The following is a 16,473-nucleotide window of genomic DNA, read 5'->3' on the forward strand; positions in this document are numbered from 1 at the left end:
CCCTTTTATGAAATAATAAGTTCTTGTTTCTCGATATGTTCCATTACGTTTTCGAGTTCCTGCATCGTTTCAATCGTAAAATGTGCCCCATTTTCAATGAAACGATTACGAACTATCTCCATTTTTTCACGAAGCTCTAACAGATCCATATTCTCAACTTCCTCTTCCGTTAAACCGAGCTCACTACTGCCAAGAATTACACCAACTGTCCACATTCCAGCATTTCTACCCTCTTTCATATCTGACACGGTGTCTCCAACTTTTATCATATGATTCATTGGATATACACCAAGCTCCATCGCATTTTTATAGCACATCCACGGATAAGGACGCCCCGCTGGAACATCATCTGGCGTTACAAGAAAATCAGGTTTATATCCTTGTAGTGCTGCTTCTTTTTCTACAATGTCCATCATTTCTCTCGTATAACCAGTCGTTGAACCAATTTTAATTCCTCTTTCACGTAAAGAAGCAATCACTTCTTTTACTCCATTAATCGGCGACGCATAACGCGGTAAAATAGCGAAGAGAATCTCTTCAAATTCTTCATACATCTCCTGAATATCTGCTTCTGTTGGTAATTGTCCGAAAATACGATTCCACTCACTTGCAATACGAGGCATCTCTGTAAGTGCCCTTACATGATCTATTTTTAATAACCCCATTGGCTTACGGGCTTCTTCTGCTGTAATTTCAACACCGCGTTTATGGAAGATCTCCATAAATACTTCCAGTGGTGCAAAACATCCGTAATCAACCGTCGTACCAGCCCAATCCAAAATAACTGCTTCAATTTTCATTCTATTCATCACCCTTCTCACTTATCTTTTTTGCCATTGTGACGTTCGGTTACGAAGTGCTTTCGTTCCCCATTCATATACAACTCTTACTACAATATTTGTAACAACAATAAGTACACTCATTGCAGCTGCTGGTGCTACATTTCCTGCATCATCCATATTTACAATTGATACAGCAGCTAGTTTAAAATCAGCCGCATACAAGAACACGACTGCCGATACAGTCACCATTGAATTTACGAAGTAGTACATAACCATTTCTAAAATGGCTGGTAAACACATCGGTACCGTTACTCGAAAGAAAGTTTTATAAAACGGTATGCTCATCGACTGCGAAACAAGCTCAAACTCTCGGTCTAGTTTCTTTAAAGCCGTCGTTGCCGTAACGAATGTTACAGAGTAGAAATGAATGATATTTACTAATACTAAAACGGCAATTGTGCCATATAAAGAATGAAACGGATTTGTTATTGAAAGTCCTAGAATTTGAATTGTTGGTTGACTGAAGAAAAAGACATATCCTAATCCAAGTACTAATCCAGGAATCGCTAACGGTACAATTGAGAAGAAATAACCTACTTTTCTTAAAAATTGTAGCTGTTCTATTTTTTCAATCGCATAAGCGAACACAAATGTTAAAATCGCCCCGATAACTGCCGTAACGGCTGAGACAATTACACTATTTTTAAATGCTTCAAGTCCGTCTCCTGTCAAACTTGAAAAATTAAAATGCTCAAATGTAAAACTCATATTATATGGCCATACTTTCACACTTGCAGCAATACCAACTGCCACAAATAAAAGAATGATCATAAGCGTTACTACGCTACAATATACGAATGAAATAACATCTCTTTTCTTATTATTTATTATTCTGTAAGGTACTGCCTTTGAAGATAAGAGATTCGCCTGTTTCCTTTGCGTAATACGATCAACTGCAAATGCGAAAATAGCTGGGATTAATAAAATCATTCCGACAGTTGCGCCCATGGACATATTTTGCTGTCCAATTACTTGCTTATATACGTCAGTAGCAAGCACATTATATTGTCCACCAACAATTTTTGGTGCCCCAAAATCAGTGAAACTAAGTGTAAATACAACGAACATCGCACTAATTAATCCGTATTTCACACTAGGTAAAGTAACCGTAAGAAACTGCTTCGCTTTACTTGCACCTAACATATTAGAAGCTTCATATAAACGATAATCAGAACCTTGGAAAGCAATTAATAAAATAAGGAATGCTTGTGGAAATGTATACATAACTTCAGCCATTACAATTCCTACTGGTCCGTATAACGGTATTTGTATTCCTTCAAATAAACCAAACATCCCTTTTGTTATTAATCCTTGATTACCAAATAAATATGTAAGCGCAATACCGTGCATCATCGTCGGTGCGAATAATGGTAATAATGCTACGTATTGAAATACGCGCTTTCCAAAAACATTGGTACGAGCAATCGCATATGCATAAGCGAACGCGAGTGTAACTGAAATAATTGTTGTAGCGCCCGAAATCCATATCGTATTTTGTAATGATTGTACTAGCGTTGGTGTTGTGAAATATTTACTGAAATTCGCAACACCAACGAAAGCTCCGTCTTTATCGTAAAAGGCTTGTGTAAATAGTTGTAATAGAGGCAATACAAGCATGATAAAAAATGAAAGAAGCATACCAATAATTAATAGTCTTTGTATCCACTCTTCTTTACCGATACGTCTTTTAATCTTTTTTTTCGCACTTTCCACCTTTAAATTTTCTAACATCTCCATCTATACAATGACCTTCTTTCCATATGACAACATATGATTTTCTGAGAAAGAGATTTGAATTGGCTTTCCTTTTCTAATAGCAGTTTCCTCTACTTCTGATGCCAATATATCCACTACAATTTTCTCGTTATAAAGGTGTGTTTTCTCTTCTATAACCCGCACTTCCGTCCGGTATACAGAGCCGCGAAATTCCATGCTTTCTACAACTGTTTTAATACCATTATTTTGTACAACTGTTACATGTTCCGGACGAATTGCATGTTCTTCGTTATTTTTCGAAAAGAAATTAATAGAACCAATAAAATCTGCCACAAACGGATTGGCTGGTCTTTGATAAATCTCCTTTGGTGTTCCAATCTGCATAATTTCCGCATGATTCATTACAACAATTTTATCAGCCATCGTTAATGCCTCTTCTTGATCATGCGTTACCATAATAGTTGTTACTCCCACTTTTTCTTGCAAATCGCGCATTTCTCTACGCAACTTTTCACGCACTTTTGCATCTAAAGCTGATAACGGCTCATCGAGTAACAAAATATCGGGAGACAGAGCGAGCGCACGTGCAAGTGCCACTCGCTGCTGTTGTCCACCAGACATTTGAGCAGGATATTTATCTTTTACATTCAGCAAATCAACAAGTTCTAACGCCGATAGCGCCTTCTCTTTTACTTCTGCTTTTCCATATTTTTTTGTCTTTAAGCCATATTCAATATTTTCAAGTGCTGTTAAATTCGGAAATAATGCATATGATTGAAACACCATTCCGAAGTTCCTCTTTCCGGGAGGTAATGCTGTAATATCTTTTCCATCCACAGCTATACTACCTGTTGTTGCCTCTTCTAGCCCTGCTAAAATTCGAAGCAATGTTGTTTTCCCACAACCACTTGGGCCTAATAAACATACAAACTCATTTTTTTTCACAGTAAAAGAAATATCTTTTAACGCTGTAAATGCATCAAACTGTTTTTGAATGTGTTGAATTGATAAATATTCGCTCATTTTTTCTCTCTCCCACTCACTTACTTTTTCGGTTCTGCTTTTTGGCCAAACTCTTTTTCCCATTTTTCTAAAATTTTGTCGCGATTTTCTGCTGCCCACTTAAAGTCATTCTTTTTATATAACTTTTCTGTCACATCTTTAGGGAATCCATCTGGAAGTTTATAATCATTTTTAATTGTCGCAAATCCATTTTTCTCGAAGTATAACTTCATTACATCATCAGTAATTGCCCAATCTAAAAATGCTTGCGCTAATTTATCATTTTTTGCATTATCTTTTTTAATAAGTGCGTTCGCTTCTACTTCCCAACCTAATCCTTCTTTCGGCAATACAACTTCAACTGGTGCACCTTTTTGTTTCTCTTTCAAAGCACTATAAACCATTGATACACCCACTGGATATTCACCTGCACCTGCTAATTTCGCTGGTTTTGAACCTGAATGAGTATAAGTTGCCATATTATCATGAAGTTTCTTCATGTAATCCCAGCCCTTATCTTCTCCCATAATTTGTAGCCATGCAGAAACTGTTAAAAATCCTGTTCCAGAAGAAGCTGGATGTGGCATAACTAGTGTTCCTTTATATTCTGGTTTCGTTAAATCTTCATATGATTCTGGCATCGGTAAATTTTTCTTCTTCAATTCTTCTTTATTCACAGCAATCCCCGTCATAAATGCAGTATTTCCTACCCATTTTTCTGGTTGCTTATCATCTTTAAATTGCGGAAGAACGCGATCTGCTCCTTTTGGAGAGTATCCTTTTAACATATCTTTTTTATCTAAAGCTAATAGACTAGACGCTGCAGTTCCCCATACAACATCTGCTTGTGTATTTTTTCCTTCAGCTAGCAATTTCGCAGTAATTACTCCTGTTGAATCACGTACAATGTTCAACTTCACATCTGGATATTTCTTTTTAAAAGAATCAAGATAAATTGGTACAAGTTCTTCTTCGATCGCTGTGTAAACAGTTAATGATCCAGATAATTTATCATCTTTTACTTTCGCCCCAGCACTTTCTTCTTTCTTTGCACCACACCCCATTAATAACGAAAATACCATTCCAGTTGCTACAGCTTTAAAGATTGTTTTTTTCACTGTCTCTCTCTCCTTTTACAAATCTTATGTACAACTCAAATATAAACAACTAGTGTAAAAGCAGTATTAAACCAACATTAATCTTTTGTTTGTTGTTTGTTTTTGTGCAATACGTTGCTACTTCTATGTTTTTTCGCATTTTTCTGCCAATATCAAGCGTGAAATTTACAAATAATTAAAAAAACCTTTATAATCCCACAAAAAAATGAGGCGTTTGTAAAAAACGCCTCATTTTTGTTTACCTTTTTTTGAATTACGATTTGCGTACTTCGCACTATTTTCTCCTTCATACTCTACTGCAAATTCTGCATCGGGTAAGCTTTCTTTCGGAGTTTTATTATTATTAATTGCTGCATTTTGTTTTACTTTTCTTTTTACCAATATACTCACCTGCTCTCACTAAATAACTTTCTATTCTAGTTTGAAACAACTTAAAGTAATTATTACTGGGAAGTGTTAACAAGTACATAAGAGCTTATATATGGAAATACTACATACGAACAAACCATTACAAAAGGAGCGATGACTTTGAAGGAGAAAGAAACGATCCAATCGTCAATTTTAGACGAGACGCTCCCTCATCAAATAAACTTTCCATCTTTTAAAGGCACAGGAAAAAAGATGCAACAACCTTTTATAAATCAATATGATGTTGTAATTGGAGACAGTAAATATGATTCCACTAACAGTCCTCTTAATAATTGGAGTGATGAGGTAGACCCCTCCATTATGGCTGGGGAAGAATGGATACATCCTACAAATGATATTGGGTGGATTTCAGAAGAAAATCAAGAGTTGCTAAAAAACGAAGTTGATAATAAAAATGAAGCTTTTATGCATCCGCAATTTGGCATTAACGACTAAAAAACCATTCTACCTAACATAGGTAGAATGGTTCCATACTATCCAATAATAATCCGCTCTTTCGGATATTTATAGCGAGGTGGTTGCTCTCTTCCCCCACTAGCTAATATAAATGTTAAAATACCGACACGTCCGATAAACATAAGTACAATGAGTACAAGTTTACCAACCGTTGTTAAATCTGGCGTAATGCCTGTTGATAGGCCTGTTGTCCCGAAAGCAGAACAAACTTCAACTATTAAGCTCATAAGTGGTACATTTTCTGTAATGGATAAAATAAATAGCGCTGAGGCACATAATAAAATCCCCATCGTCATAACGACAGATGCTTTCAACACATCCTCTTCATGTAGCTGACGTTTGAAAACTCGGACTGTTCTCCCGCCCCTTGCAAATGTATATAACGATAATATACTAACAGCAAATGTTGTTGTACGTATTCCACCCCCAACTGAGCTTGGAGATGCTCCAATGAACATTAATATACTCATAAATAAAAGCGTTGGTTGTGATAATTCACGGATGTCCATTGTAGCCAGTCCACCACTTCGCGTCGTCACAGATTGGAATAGCGTATAAAATACAGTTTCATGCCATGACTTTCCTACTAAAAAATGATTTCGTTCTAATAGAAAAATCATAATTGTTCCAACAATAACGAGTGCAAAAAATGTCGTTGTCGTCAATTTTGTAAATAATGAAAAGCGAAATAGTTGCTGTTGCCTTTGCCTTTTACTAAGGAATTGCTTTACTTCCATTAATACCGGGAAACCAATAGCTCCTAAAATAATAAGCAACATATGAATCATTTGAACAATGTAATCTTTTTTGTACGGAATAAGTGATTGTCCTGTTAAATCAAATCCTCCGTTCGTTGTTGCACTCACAGCGGCAAAGAAACCATGAAAATAAGCTTCTTGCCAAGTCGGGAAATATAATAAAAATCTTGTACCTAACAGTATTGCTCCAATGAGTTCTATCGAAATAATTACAATTAAAATAGAACGCATTAATTCTACAAGGCCCGATAAATTTCCTTGGTTATGGTCTGCCATAATTAACCTTCTTCTTTGCAAACCAATCTTTTTACCCGTTATAATCCAAACGAATGTACCAAGTGCCATAATTCCTAATCCGCCTAATTGTAAAATCAAGGCTAAAACAATAATTCCTGCTGTTGTAAACGTATCTGAAATAGTAACAACAGAAAGTCCCGTAACACTTACAGCGCTAACAGATGTAAACAGCGCATCTATAAATGTCCATTTCACACCAGGCTTCGTAACAAATGGAAAACTAAGTAAAATCACCGATACAACTACCGCTAGTAAATAAAATAAAACGATAAGTTGCACGGGACGTAATTTTTGTAAAAACTTTTTTATATCTCTCATTCCATCACTTCGCTACCTTTTTTCTATCGATTAAATAAAGAAAAATCATCACTTTCTTCATTTGTAAATAACTTCTCGAATAATTTCGCAAATACCATTCCGTATACAGTTCCATTTCCCCCATACGGCAGTGCGTAATATAAATTATGTATTTCTTTATCTTCTTTTAAAATAGGGAGACCATCATGACTGCCACCAAATGCTGCTGCCCAATAGTACTCTGCCTGTATATTTTTATACTGCGGGAACATTTCTTTTACAATGTTAATAAGGATATCACGCTTATGCAATAATTTCGTATCACCGATTGGTTGAATTTGCATCGCTTCATCTAATCCACCTACAATAATGCGGTTTTGATACGTTCGAAAATATAAGTAAGGCCGTGCTGTTTCCCAAATTAATGATTGCTCATGCCAGCCTTCAAAATGATCTATTTTATTTGTTACAACAGCATAAGATGTTTCTACTGTTGTGTTTTTTTCTTTCTTTCCAAAGATTGCTTCATAACCTGTCGCCATAATAATATTCTTTGCTACGATTTTATTTCCTGTGTTCGTGTAACAAATTAAATCATTTTGGATTCGTTTAATATGTAATGCCTCTGTATGCTCATATATAGTAGCACCCATTTGTTTCGCTTTATGCAAAAGACTATGCGCTAATAAATATGGATTCACTTCTGCATCACCGTTTGTATATAACGCTGCTTGTTTTGCAAATGAATAACGCTTCTTAATATCAGACTCTGTAAAATATTCAACCGGAAACCCATAATGGCGTAACGTATTATATTCTTCTTGTAAAAATGAAATATCTTCATCTCTACTTGCATAATACAAACTATTTCGTGGAATAAAATGGGGATCAATATCGAGAGTTGGCACAACTTTCTCCATTGTTCTAAGCGCTTCATAACAAAGTCTATATGCTCGCACCCCTTTCTCTTCACCAAATGTATGAATAAAAGAGGTCAACGATTTATCATGAACAAATTGTAATAATCCTGTATTTGCAGCTGTGCTACCACATGCAATTGCTCTTTTTTCAATGAGCATAACACGCATTCCAATTTTAGCTAACGAATACGCTATATGAGCACCCGCTTCTCCACTTCCAATTACTAGCACATCACATATCATATCATTTTCTAACGTTGGATAACAAGGTACAGAAACTCCAGCACTCCAAAACAACTTACCAGTCATAAGCTTCATAATTATACTCCTACAATGTATTTTTCTCCTCCCTATGTTTCGTCATTTTCCATAAAAAAATCCAACTAACATACGCTAGTTGGATTTCTTCTTTTTAATTAGAACGCTCTTCAAGCCAATTTCCAACCGTCGGATATGTTTGCTTTACAGCCGTTCCACCATACACAATAGACATATGTCCTGTTGGTAAACATACATACTGTTTATCTGTGCTAGAAATATGATCAAGTAAAGCCTCTACTTGACATGGCAAAGCAATATGATCACGTTTCGCGGAAATATTTAAGACATTCGCCTTAATATTTGCAAGGTCTACCTTTTGTCCGCGAATAACGAGTTCACCCTTCACTAATTTATTATTTTGATAAAAATCACGAATCCATTGTCTATAAGATTCGCCTGGGAATGGAATACCGTCACCAACCCATTTTTGAACTAACTTCCAGCTTTCGACGAAGCGCTCATTTTCTGAACGATCGACTAAAGCAACATATGGACCAACGAAGTTTGTAATTGGTTTTAACATCTTATTTCCGAAATCAATCATTTCTGGCGGAATATTTCCGAATGTATCAACCGCTTTATCTAAATTGAAATATTTCTCATCTAGTAAAGGACCGTATAATCCTGTTTCAGAGAAATCAAAAGGACTTGTCATAAAAATCAAGTTACGAATTGGCATGTGCGGATGAAGTGCTGCATAAATAGATGTTAATGTTCCACCCATGCAATAACCAAGTAAAGAAATCTCGTCCGATTTTGCAGTTCTCATTACTTTTTTCACTGCTTTTGCAATATAATCGAACACGAAATCATCAAATTTCAAATGACTATCTTCTAAACCAAATGTGCCCCAATCAAGCATATATACATCAAAACCACGATCTACTAAATATTCCACTAAACTATTTCCTGGAGTTAAATCCATAATATATGGTTTATTAATAAGAGCATATATTAATAAGATTGGAACTCTCTGCGTTTTTTCTTGTTTTGGAATGTAACGATACAGCTTCGTTTTATTCTTCGTCCAAATAACCTCTTTTGGTGTTAAACCAACTTGTGGTTCTGGTTCGCGTAATAAAATTTCGCTCGCTCTTTTCACACGACGATATGCTTTGCGATATTCTTCTGGGTACAACTCTAATTGCTTTTCCCATTCTGTTACGAATGTAGTCATTTTTTTATCCCCTTTTCGGTCGATTTCTTTCTAAAAAAAAGAAGTGCATTCCTGCTATGGATATGCACTTTTTTCTTACTTCATTACATGTATAATCCGCCGTTAATGTTTAATTGCTGACCAGTGATATACGCACCGTCACGGCATAGGTATACTACACCTTTTGCAATTTCATCAGCTTGACCAAAACGTTTTTTCGGGATTTTCGCAACGATTTTTTGACGCACTTCTTCTGGTACTTCTGCTACCATTTCAGTATCAATAAATCCTGGGCAAATTGCGTTTACAGTTACATTTGTTCTTGCAAGTTCTAAAGCTAGTGATTTTGTAAATCCTAGCATACCTGCTTTTGCTGCTGAGTAATTTGTTTGTCCAAATCCACCAGCTTGGCCAATAATAGAAGAAATACTAATGATTCTTCCTTCTTCTGCTTCCGATATGTATGGAAGTACTGCGCTTGTCGTATTGAATACGCTGCTTAAGTTCACGTCAATTACGCGTTCCCAATCTTCACGATTTAATTTTTTGAATGTACGATCTCTTGTAATACCAGCATTATTAACAAGAATATCAACTTTACCAAAATGATTCACAGCTTCTTCTACAAGTCTGTTTGCATCTTCTACTTTAGAAACATCCGCTTGAACTGCATAAACGTCATGTCCTTCTTTTCCTAATTCATTTACTAAGTTTTCAGCTGCTTCTTTACTGCTGTTATAGTTAATAACAACTTTTGCTCCCTCTTGTGCTAATGCTACTGTAATTGCTTTCCCAATTCCTTTTGCCCCACCTGTTACGATTGCTACTTTGCCATTTAATTGAACCATTTCTTTTCCCCCTTAAATGAATTTGTGAACGATTGTTATGAATCATTTTGGTACTCATACTAATAGAGTCCATATATTAATTATGTTTCGTTGTTTATTCATGAAAAAGAGATTCTCCCTCTCTCTTTTACACGTTATAAACAAACGCTTTTATCATTTTTTATTTTCTGGCTTATTCGCAGGCTTTACTTCTTCTTTTACAGGTACTTGTAGTTTAGCTAGTACCGCATTTTGCTTTTCTAGTAATTCTAGAATTTGATCAACTTTCGTTTCTAACGTGCGAATATCTTGTTTTACTTTCGTAACATCACGCTTTAATGTAGGAGCTTGTCCTAATGAATCCACTTTCTCTTCTAGAACTTCCTCGATGTTATCAACTTTATTTTCTAAGTTAATAACAAGCGTAGCTACTCTAGCAATATCCTCTTTCGTTGGCACATTCACTTGTTCTAAATAACTTTTTGTCGTATCATTTAATGCTTTTTGATAAAACAAATTCAAGTCTAGAACGCTGCCCATCCAAGCAGAATATTCTTCTGTTTTAATTGTTTCATTGAGCGCTTTCCCCCAAAATGTTTCGGTTTGTTCATAAGCATTTTTCCATGCTTGCAATGGATCGAATTTTTGATCAATCACTTCGCCTACACTCCCTTTTTCGTTTTTGAAACAATTCAACCTATTCACTATTTTCTAATATTCCGAATAAAACTTCAAGTATATATTTTATTTTTCTTTATTTTCTAACAAATGTATTGACATTAAAAACAGATAGGTGTAAATTGCACTTATAAGCAAAAAATTCCATCTAACTGATTCATGAGGTGATGCACAATCATGCTACATAATGAACCAGAACACCCAGAAAGTTTGGAAAAAAACCAAGCGAAACAACCAAACTCCATGCCAAAAAACTTCTTAGTTCCTTTCTTACTTCTCTGTCTAAAAGACTGGAGTCTTCATGGTTACAAACTCATTCAAATGCTAATGGACATCGGCTTTTCTTCTGTTGACCAAGGTAATGTGTATAGAACATTGCGCAAGTTAGAAAAAGAAAATCTCATTTCTTCCACTTGGGATACAAGTGAAGGCGGGCCAGCGAAACGAATTTATTCTTTAACTGAATATGGAGAGCAATATTTATCAACATGTGCGACTTCTTTTGAACATTATCAAAATATGTTGCGGACGTTTTTCACGTTATACACCAATGCATTCTTTCCATTTTCTACTTCTCCAGAAAAGGATGAAAAGGATTCTTCATCTTCACCTGGTGGTACAGCAGAGTAATCTGCGTTCACAATATGCAAAAAAACATTTGGAGGTCAAACAATGGAAACTAAGCCATACGAATTAGTCGATGCATTTTGGAAAAACTGGTCTCAATCTCTTTCCCTCTTCTCTTCAGCTGGGAAACAATTAGAGCAACTTACTTTAGAAACGTTAAAACAACAACAAGACGCTTTGCATAAATTAACATCAGGAGTAAATGAACTAGAAAAAGAACTACAACAATTCACAGCTCAGTTCAATAACCAATATACAGATTACGTGAAGCAATTAACTGGTAACTCCTTAAATGATCAAATTAACGAGTGGCAAGGGAAATGGAATGAGCTTTCTACTCAAATGCATCAACTTACTGTTTCTCCTACGAAAACATCTTTGTCTATTCTTACTCAAACTAGCGGTCAATTTGAAGAAACAACAAAACACTTTATTGAACAACAACAATCGCAACGCGAAGAGGTTCAAAAACAGTTAGAAGTTTTTTTGGGAGAGTTCAAGTCCAAGCAACTAGAACTCGCAAAGCAGTTCGAGGAAAACTCAAAAAATCTATTTACTTCCATCAAGTAAGAAAAATGTGGCAACTAACTGCAGCACAAACAAAACTCTTTCTTCCTCCTACTACATCAAGATGGCTTACATTTTTCGATATGGAAAAGAAGGAGGACAAAATGAATCCATTCCAAGAAGCACAAACTGTTCCGGAGCTTCGTTATGATGAGATTCAAGTCGGTGATCAAGCATCTCTAACAAAAACTATTACGGATGAGGACGTTATCAATTTTGCAAAATTGACTGGAGATGTAAATCCTATTCATATTTTAGACTCTTTTGCAAAAACGACAATGTTTAAAGAACGTATTGCTCACGGTATGCTCGTTTCAAGTTTTATTTCTACCGTTCTTGGAACGAAACTCCCAGGCAAAAATACGATTTATTTATCCCAAAACGTTTCATTCCGTGCTCCTGTCAAAATCGGCGATACACTTCGTGTAGTGGCAGAAGTCATTAAAAAACGGGATGATAAAAAAATCATTACATTACAAACAAACATCTACAATCAATCCGATGATATCGTCGTGGAAGGTACAGCGACAATACTGAAAAAAGAGTAGCAAATTTGCTACTCTTTTTTCTATCCAAGAACTTCTAAACTCACCGATTACTTCCGTGTATGAGCACGTCGTTTCCACATAAAATAACGGTACCAGTTCAGATAGTACTTAGCTGAACTGGACTACTTATAAGGATGTGTATCAACATGGTAAAAACAAACAAATTACTAGTTCCAGGTGCAGAACAAGCGCTTGAACAATTTAAATATGAAATTGCGCAAGAATTTGGTGTAAGCTTAGGATCTAACACAGCATCTCGTTCTAACGGCTCAGTTGGCGGTGAAGTAACAAAACGTCTTGTTGCTTTAGCTCAACAACAATTACGCGGATAATTATATAACATATGGCTTAGAGGCAGATATTCTCTGCCTCTTTCTTTTTTAACATACATAATAGTTCTTCTTCACATACTAGTAGTAAGAGCAAATTGAAAGGAACGATATGTGACATGAAACGGATTAACATTAGCATGAGCCCTCCCCGTGTTCTTACATTATCTTTTATTACGCTATCAATTATTGGTACATGCTTATTAAAATTGCCAATTGCTACAACAACATCTATTTCATGGCTCGATGCCTTATTTACAACGGTTTCTGCTTGTACGGTTACAGGGCTTGGTGTTGTGGACACTGGAAAAGTATTTACCTTATTTGGCCAATGCGTCATTTTAACGCTTATACAGGTTGGCGGGCTCGGCATTATGAGCTTTGCTGTTTTAATTGCAATTATGCTCGGCAGAAAAATTGGTCTTCAAAACAGAATTTTATTACAACAAGCATTAAACCAAACAAATGTCGGTGGAATCATTCGTCTTGCAAAAGCATTATTTTTATTTTCTTTTGCTGTAGAATGTATCGCTACTTTACTTCTCTCTTTTGAATGGGTGCCAAAATACGGGATTGCCAAAGGTATATATTATAGCTTTTTTCACTCTATCTCTGCCTTTAACAATGCTGGCTTTTCTGTATGGAGCGATAATTTAATGTCCCACTCTCATAGCGTTCTCGTCAATCTTGTTATTTCTTCTCTCATTATTTTAGGGGGAATTGGTTTTACAGTGATTGTAGATATAAAAAGAAAGAAAAACTTTAAAAACCTTACATTGCACTCAAAACTTATGCTCTCTTCTACTCTAATCGTCAATATTATTGCTACAGCTTTTATTTTTATATTCGAGTTCCATAATTCAATTTCCATGAGAGGTTTTACACCCTTTGAAGAAGGTATGGCTGCTTATTTTCAAGCGGTTTCGACGCGCACTGCCGGGTTTAATACTGTTGATATCTCTGCATTATCAAAACCTTCCCTTTTATTAATGATGCTTCTTATGTTTATTGGTGCTGGCAGTGCTTCAACTGGTGGTGGGATTAAGTTAACAACTTTTTTAATTATGTTTTTAGGCGTATTTAAATTTTTGCATGAACAAGATGATATTGTCGTGTTTAAAAAATCCATTAAAGATACGCTCATTGTCAAATCTTTAACGATTACCATTATTTCAATTTCGTTTATTTTTCTTTCTATTTTAATTTTAAGCATCACTGAACGAGTTCCTCTATTAATGAGTGCTTTTGAAGTATTTTCAGCATTTGGAACTGTCGGCCTTAGCATGAATTTGACGCCACACTTAACAATCATCGGCAAAACAATTATTATCTTTATGATGTTTTTTGGAAAGATGGGACCTTTAACATTAGCCTTTTCATTTGCACGTAAAAAACAAAGGAAAATAAAATATCCAAACGAAGATATTTTAACAGGTTGACAACCGTATAAATTATCCATATAATGAGAGTAGAATAGCATATCTCCAAAGGGGAGTAGCGTCCAAGAACTATTTCTTGGAAACAAAGTCGTCATTACGTAGAACTCAGTTCTTCCGGCTTTGTTGGCATTTTCATTACATATGTCTAGCAAGACCTTTGCCTATCAACGGCAGAGGTCTTTTTTGTTTTTACCAATTCCTTCCACCGTTGATGCGCAGGAGTATGGGGAAGCTAAACAGTGGGGAACTTCTTCACTTGTTTAGCATTTATAGAAATGAGAGGAGAATGTACATGGATGTATCATTATTATTGGAGTATGGTTGGGTATTACTCATCCTAATTGCACTAGAGGGGATTTTAGCGGCTGATAACGCTCTCGTTCTCGCAATTATGGTAAAACATTTACCAGAAGAAAAACGAAAGAAAGCACTATTTTATGGATTAGCAGGAGCGTTCGTTTTCCGCTTCGGATCACTATTTATGATTTCGTTCCTAGTCGATGTATGGCAAGTGCAAGCAATTGGTGCGATTTACCTTATGTTTATCGCGGGAAATCACTTATTTAAAACGTATGTTAAAAAGAATACACATGAAGAAACAGAAGAAAAAGAAGCAAAGAAAAAACAAGAGAACTTTTGGTGGACTGTATTTAAAGTCGAAGTTGCTGATATCGCCTTCGCTGTTGATTCAATCTTAGCTGCTGTTGCATTAGCAGTGACTTTACCGAAAACAGGATTAGGTACGATTGGCAGTCTTGATACAGGTCAATTTATCGTTATCTTTACAGGTGGACTTATTGGATTAGTTATAATGCGATTTGCAGCAACTGCTTTCGTACAAATATTAAAACGTAAACCAGGACTTGAAACTGCAGCATTCTTAATTGTAGGTTGGGTTGGTGTGAAATTAGCGATTTATACGCTAGCACACCCTGCTTTAGGTGTCCTTCCGCACTCATTCCCAGAATCTACTCCGTGGAAGCTTACATTCTGGATTGTATTAGTCGGAATCGCAGTTGGCGGTTGGTTCTTCTCAAAAGAGGTAGAAGTAAAAGTAGAAAAGAATTTAGACGAAAAAGCGCTGTAATTACAGCGCTTTTTCTTTTTTGTTTCAATTCCCTCTCTATTTTTAGAAAAAATTCCATTATACTACCTTTTGTAATCGCTTTCTTAATTTATGTATGTCCTTTTTGTGAAAGATTGCACAAACTTATTGAAACTGTGAACAATTCCATGTACTTTATTCTTATAAGGAGTATTTATAGATGATGTACTAAAGGAGCGTATTACTCATGCTAGAACAAGGATTAGACTATGTTGTAAAACTGGCTAAGAACAAAAAGCAAATACTAGATACAAATCCAATGCAATATTTCATTCGTGCTGCACTTGCTGGCATTTATATCGGTTTTGTTATTGTACTATGTTTTAAATTAGGTAACTTTTTTCACATTGCAGATTCACCAGCAACATATTTAGCTTCCTCCATGTTTTTCGGAATTGCTCTCGTACTTATTATGTATGGCGGTGCTGAATTATTTACTGGAAATACAATGTATTTCACAGTGGCAACTTTACGAAAAGAAACAACGATTTCTGATACACTCCGTAACTGGGTTGCTTGTTATGCAGGTAACTTAGCTGGCGCTTTATTCTTTGCTTTACTATTTTACGCAACTGGCATTTTCGGAGCAATCGATCACGGTCATTTAATGAATACAGTCGTTGAAGGAAAAATGAACACACCTACAATGCAATTATTCTTTAAAGCAATTTTATGTAACTGGCTCGTATGTCTTGCCTGCTTCTTACCTTCTCAAGTAAAAGGTGATACAGCAAAAATATTGATGATAATGATGCTCGTTTTCACATTCTTCTTATCTGGCTATGAGCATAGCATTGCAAACTTATCATTGTTTGCCTTATCTTTAGTTTCACCACATCCTGATACAATTACTTTCGCTGGGGCTATTCATAACTTAATTCCAGTTACAATCGGTAACATTATTGGCGGATCGGTATTTGTCGGTATGGTATATCATTACTTAACAAAGAAAGCACCTGTTGCTAAACAAGAAGAAACTGAATTAGTAGCAGCTCAAACAGAGGAAATTATTCCTTTACAAGCACATATGAAACATTAAAA

At 35.7% G+C, this 16,473-nt stretch carries 18 protein-coding genes and 1 riboswitch; of the genes, 8 read left to right on the top strand and 10 right to left on the bottom strand.

Going from position 1 to position 16,473, the window contains the following annotated elements:
• Positions 1-5: 5 nt before the first annotated feature.
• From phnX to JDS80_RS08740, 5 genes are all read right to left on the bottom strand, one after another.
• Complete coding sequence (gene phnX / locus JDS80_RS08720; RefSeq protein WP_199638046.1) at positions 6-800, bottom strand: phosphonoacetaldehyde hydrolase; 795 nt, start codon at positions 798-800, stop codon at positions 6-8.
• Between the two features lie 21 nt (positions 801-821).
• Positions 822-2,579: a putative 2-aminoethylphosphonate ABC transporter permease subunit gene (locus JDS80_RS08725; protein WP_141535312.1), complete on the bottom strand. Its 1,758-nt coding sequence runs from the start codon at positions 2,577-2,579 to the stop codon at positions 822-824.
• Entirely contained in the window at positions 2,580-3,581 is a 1,002-nt protein-coding gene (locus JDS80_RS08730) for a putative 2-aminoethylphosphonate ABC transporter ATP-binding protein (RefSeq protein WP_199638047.1), read from the bottom strand.
• A 20-nt stretch (positions 3,582-3,601) separates the two neighbouring features.
• Complete coding sequence (locus JDS80_RS08735) at positions 3,602-4,678, bottom strand: putative 2-aminoethylphosphonate ABC transporter substrate-binding protein (RefSeq protein WP_000750898.1); 1,077 nt, start codon at positions 4,676-4,678, stop codon at positions 3,602-3,604.
• Positions 4,679-4,906: 228 nt separating this feature from the next.
• Entirely contained in the window at positions 4,907-5,059 is a 153-nt protein-coding gene (locus tag JDS80_RS08740; RefSeq protein WP_000240801.1) for a hypothetical protein, read from the bottom strand.
• Positions 5,060-5,206: 147 nt separating this feature from the next.
• On the opposite strand from JDS80_RS08740, the gene JDS80_RS08745 reads away from it, so the two are divergent.
• Positions 5,207-5,542 carry a DUF3905 domain-containing protein gene (locus tag JDS80_RS08745; RefSeq protein ID WP_199638048.1) on the top strand — a complete coding sequence of 112 codons (336 nt, stop codon included), beginning with the start codon at positions 5,207-5,209 and terminating at the stop codon, positions 5,540-5,542.
• Between the two features lie 38 nt (positions 5,543-5,580).
• On the opposite strand, the gene JDS80_RS08750 is transcribed toward JDS80_RS08745, so the two are convergent.
• The 5 genes from JDS80_RS08750 to phaR all read right to left on the bottom strand — a co-directional run bounded on the left by JDS80_RS08750 (position 5,581) and on the right by phaR (position 10,796).
• On the bottom strand, positions 5,581-6,936 hold the full coding sequence (locus tag JDS80_RS08750) for a TrkH family potassium uptake protein (protein WP_199638049.1): 1,356 nt from the start codon (positions 6,934-6,936) through the stop codon (positions 5,581-5,583).
• 23 nt (positions 6,937-6,959) lie between these two features.
• A complete protein-coding gene (locus JDS80_RS08755; protein WP_199638050.1) occupies positions 6,960-8,153 on the bottom strand; it encodes an NAD(P)/FAD-dependent oxidoreductase in 1,194 nt (397 codons plus the stop codon).
• 94 nt (positions 8,154-8,247) lie between these two features.
• Positions 8,248-9,333, bottom strand: a complete 1,086-nt coding sequence (phaC, locus tag JDS80_RS08760) for a class III poly(R)-hydroxyalkanoic acid synthase subunit PhaC (RefSeq protein WP_071744751.1) — start codon at positions 9,331-9,333, stop codon at positions 8,248-8,250.
• A gap of 83 nt (positions 9,334-9,416) precedes the next feature.
• The gene (locus tag JDS80_RS08765) at positions 9,417-10,160 is read right to left on the bottom strand and encodes an acetoacetyl-CoA reductase (RefSeq protein WP_002117312.1); all 744 of its coding nucleotides are present in this window, start codon (positions 10,158-10,160) and stop codon (positions 9,417-9,419) included.
• A gap of 153 nt (positions 10,161-10,313) precedes the next feature.
• Positions 10,314-10,796, bottom strand: a complete 483-nt coding sequence (gene phaR / locus JDS80_RS08770; RefSeq protein ID WP_000566960.1) for a polyhydroxyalkanoic acid synthase subunit PhaR — start codon at positions 10,794-10,796, stop codon at positions 10,314-10,316.
• Between the two features lie 198 nt (positions 10,797-10,994).
• On the opposite strand from phaR, the gene phaQ reads away from it, so the two are divergent.
• The 7 genes from phaQ to JDS80_RS08805 all read left to right on the top strand — a co-directional run bounded on the left by phaQ (position 10,995) and on the right by JDS80_RS08805 (position 16,471).
• On the top strand, positions 10,995-11,447 hold the full coding sequence (gene phaQ / locus JDS80_RS08775) for a poly-beta-hydroxybutyrate-responsive repressor (RefSeq protein WP_199638051.1): 453 nt from the start codon (positions 10,995-10,997) through the stop codon (positions 11,445-11,447).
• A gap of 42 nt (positions 11,448-11,489) precedes the next feature.
• Positions 11,490-12,014, top strand: a complete 525-nt coding sequence (phaP, locus tag JDS80_RS08780) for a polyhydroxyalkanoic acid inclusion protein PhaP (protein ID WP_000448600.1) — start codon at positions 11,490-11,492, stop codon at positions 12,012-12,014.
• 101 nt (positions 12,015-12,115) lie between these two features.
• On the top strand, positions 12,116-12,559 hold the full coding sequence (locus tag JDS80_RS08785) for a MaoC family dehydratase (protein ID WP_001067920.1): 444 nt from the start codon (positions 12,116-12,118) through the stop codon (positions 12,557-12,559).
• Positions 12,560-12,705: 146 nt separating this feature from the next.
• Positions 12,706-12,891, top strand: a complete 186-nt coding sequence (locus JDS80_RS08790; RefSeq protein ID WP_000241212.1) for an alpha/beta-type small acid-soluble spore protein — start codon at positions 12,706-12,708, stop codon at positions 12,889-12,891.
• Between the two features lie 116 nt (positions 12,892-13,007).
• Positions 13,008-14,327 (top strand): TrkH family potassium uptake protein, encoded by a 1,320-nt coding sequence (locus JDS80_RS08795; protein WP_199638053.1) that lies wholly within the window; start codon positions 13,008-13,010, stop codon positions 14,325-14,327.
• Positions 14,328-14,365: 38 nt separating this feature from the next.
• Positions 14,366-14,540: riboswitch (yybP-ykoY riboswitch) on the top strand.
• Positions 14,541-14,619: 79 nt separating this feature from the next.
• A complete protein-coding gene (locus JDS80_RS08800) occupies positions 14,620-15,414 on the top strand; it encodes a TerC family protein (protein ID WP_071744748.1) in 795 nt (264 codons plus the stop codon).
• A gap of 205 nt (positions 15,415-15,619) precedes the next feature.
• A complete protein-coding gene (locus JDS80_RS08805; protein WP_199638054.1) occupies positions 15,620-16,471 on the top strand; it encodes a formate/nitrite transporter family protein in 852 nt (283 codons plus the stop codon).
• Positions 16,472-16,473: the final 2 nt, after the last annotated feature.

This window comes from Bacillus cereus group sp. N8 (genome assembly GCF_016483685.1).
In the GTDB taxonomy this organism is placed as follows: Bacteria; Bacillota; Bacilli; order Bacillales; family Bacillaceae_G; genus Bacillus_A; species Bacillus_A proteolyticus.